Here is a 2,780-nt window from a genome sequence, read left to right as displayed (position 1 = left end):
AGTCTTGGTCGACAGCTGTCCTACCTGGAGCCTCGCACCCATCGATCACCGGGCCTGCCACACCCGCCCTGAGCCGCAAGATCAGCTTGAAAAAGGCTCAATGCGCTGGGCCGGGTCCGGACGGCGGAACAACGGCCGCAGCTGCTGCACCCGATCACAGAACACCGTCTTACCCCGGGTCCACCCAACTCGTTCCATGATCACCGTCGATGGCATCTCCGGGAACTCCGCCAACAACACCCTGATCTGCGGCTCGACCGCATCCACGATCGAGCCCTTCGCCGCCCGCTGATACCGCGGCGGCTCATCACTGGCCAGGGCCTTCTTCACGGTGTTGCGAGACATCCTCAACCGCCGTGCGATGGCCCGGATCGCCATGCCCTCCGACCGCCGCAGCCGCCGAATCTCCGCCCAATCCTCCACGCTCAGCACCTCCCGATGCTTCAGGAGCCGGTCCCGACTCAGCCGGAAACATATGGTCAGTTTTCAGGCGGAGCCGACACTGCGCCGCCCCTGGCAGAGACCCGCACCACCGCAGCGTCTCTCGCCCGCCCGCGTCCGCCGAGGGTTTCGGCACCCCCGCGCGAAGACCACCAGTCCGGCCGGCGCACCCAAACCCTCCCGGCCCGGACCAGGACGACCACCCGGCTGCCGCAACAACCACCTGACCCCGCGCTACGACGTCCACATCGCGACCACCACGAACGCCAAGACACCGGCCGCCCTGCAAGATCAGAGAGCAAAGCCTGGGGGAACTGTTGAACGCGTGTCTGTCTTCGGTCGTTGAGAGGCCAGTACCGAATAGGTGAGGAGATCCGGATGGCACCCAAGAATTCTCAGGTCTATGCGCAGGCGTTGAACCGCCTACCGGTAGGCACCCCCATCACGTACGACACCACAGTGACGCTGCCCGGTCATCCCGACCCTGTTCCCATCGGCCAACTGGTGCACGCACTGCGCATCGTCTCGGCCCACCAAGGGCTGGCGGCGGCGCCGGATCCGGCGTTGGTCGCCGCGTTGGCCGCGCACGGCCTGCACCACAACCCGACCACGCTCCCCGACGGCAGATGGCGGCTGCTACCCAGCGGCGGCACATTCACCTGGACCGATCAGGACTATGCGCAGGCGTTGAACCGCCACCCGGTAGGCACCCCCATCACAAACGACACCACAGTGACGCTGCCCGGTTATCCCTTCTCTCTTCCGATCGGCCAAATGGTAAGCAAACTGCAGGACCCCTCGGCCTACGGGGGGCTGGCGGCGGCGCCGGATCCGGCGTTGGTCACCGCGTTGGCCGCGCACGGCCTGCACCACAACCCGACCGCACTCCCCGACGGCAAATGGCGGCTGCAACCCAGCCAGGCCAGAATCACCTGGACCGATCAGGACTATGCGCAGGCGTTGAACAGCCTGCCGGTAGGCACCCGCATCATGCACAACACCACAGTGACACTGCCCGGTCATAGCGTCCCTGTTCCCATCGGCCAACTGGTGAACACATTGCGGAACAGCTCGGCCACCGGGGGGCGGATGGCGGCGCCGGATCCGGTGTTGGTCGCCGCGTTGGCCGCGCACGGCCTGCACCAGCGCCCGACCACGCTCCCCGACGGCAAATGGCGGCTGCAACCCGCACCAGCCGTCCCTGCCCGGCCCGTCCCCGCAGGGAACACCACCACCACCCTGACCGGCCCCACCGCCCTGACCGGCACCGCCCCCGGGCGTGTACTGAGCATCGCCGAGCTTCTCAACCCTCCAGGGCAGCCCCCACACCTCGCTGAAAACCCGCCATCGCCACGACCGGCGCCCACCACAGTCACCAAGACTGACAGAATCGCCCCCTGGCACCTCCCCACCCCAACCATGCCACCAGCCGCCACCCCAACCACGACATCGGCGGGCACCCCAACCGTGCCATCGGCGGGCATCGCCGCCGCGGCGCGGCTGTCGACCGCTACTGCCTCAGCACAGCCGAGAGCCGCCAACCGCGAGGACCGCGGCCATTTCCCCACCCCCACCCGTCCCCGATCAGCCTCCCCTTCGCGCACATCCCCACCGCACACCACGACACCAGGCACATCAGCGCCACCCCACCGCTGAAGGGCTATCTCGCGGGGGCTGTGGATCTAACGGTGTTTCCGGCCTGACCTGTCGGGCGATGTGCCTGGGTGAGGGGGTGCCGTGATGACCGCGACACAGAACGACCAGACCGGAGGGTAAGAAGCGGCCCGAGCCGTCGGCGGAGGCGAAAGCCGCCGCCGAGCTGGTCCGGGCAGCTATGGAACAAGGGCTGTCGTTGACCGGCACGGATGGATTGCTCAAGCAGTTGACCAAGACGGTCCTGGAGACCGCGCTCAGCGAGGAGATGACCGATCATCTCGGCTATGAGAAGCATGAGCAGGCCGGTGCCGGGTCGGGCAACGTCCGCAACGGCAGCCGGTCGAAGACGGTCCTGACCGAGGCCAGCGGGCCGGTGCAGATCGACGTGCCCCGGGATAGGGCCGGCACGTTCGAGCCTCAGATCATCACGAAGCGGCAGCGGCGCCTGTCCGGGGGTCGACGAGGTCGTGTTGTCGTTGTTTGCCAAGGGTTTGACGACCGGGGAGATCAGCGCGCACTTCACTGAGATCTACGGCGCTTCGGTGAGGAGATGACCGACTGGTCGCATCGGCTCTTGGATGTGATTTTAGAGCGACCGGCAGTAGGCGTCCAAGATCCGGACAGGCGGGTACTCCGATGTAGCAAGCAGGCACGGGAATCGATCATCAGAGTTGTCTACGCTC

The 2,780-nt window shown here is 66.8% G+C and carries 1 protein-coding gene and 3 pseudogenes; 3 read left to right on the top strand and 1 reads right to left on the bottom strand.

Annotation, left to right across the window (positions count from 1 at the left end; translation table 11 throughout):
- Window positions 1-102 precede the first annotated feature (102 nt).
- Window positions 103-432: pseudogene (locus tag ACIBEF_RS32120) on the bottom strand (helix-turn-helix domain-containing protein); the annotation flags it as partial.
- A gap of 70 nt (window positions 433-502) precedes the next feature.
- Here ACIBEF_RS32120 and ACIBEF_RS32115 point away from each other — a divergent pair.
- From ACIBEF_RS32115 to ACIBEF_RS32105, 3 genes and pseudogenes are all read left to right on the top strand, one after another.
- Window positions 503-787 (top strand): annotated as a pseudogene (locus tag ACIBEF_RS32115) (hypothetical protein); the annotation flags it as partial.
- Between the two features lie 32 nt (window positions 788-819).
- On the top strand, window positions 820-2,097 hold the full coding sequence (locus ACIBEF_RS32110) for a hypothetical protein (RefSeq protein WP_396797177.1): 1,278 nt from the start codon (window positions 820-822) through the stop codon (window positions 2,095-2,097).
- A gap of 139 nt (window positions 2,098-2,236) precedes the next feature.
- Window positions 2,237-2,648: pseudogene (locus tag ACIBEF_RS32105) on the top strand (transposase); the annotation flags it as partial.
- Window positions 2,649-2,780: the final 132 nt, after the last annotated feature.

Origin of the sequence: Micromonospora sp. NPDC050795 (assembly GCF_044456785.1) — a bacterium.
Classification (GTDB): domain Bacteria; phylum Actinomycetota; class Actinomycetes; order Mycobacteriales; family Micromonosporaceae; genus Micromonospora.
This window is presented reverse-complemented; position numbering and strand designations above follow the sequence as displayed.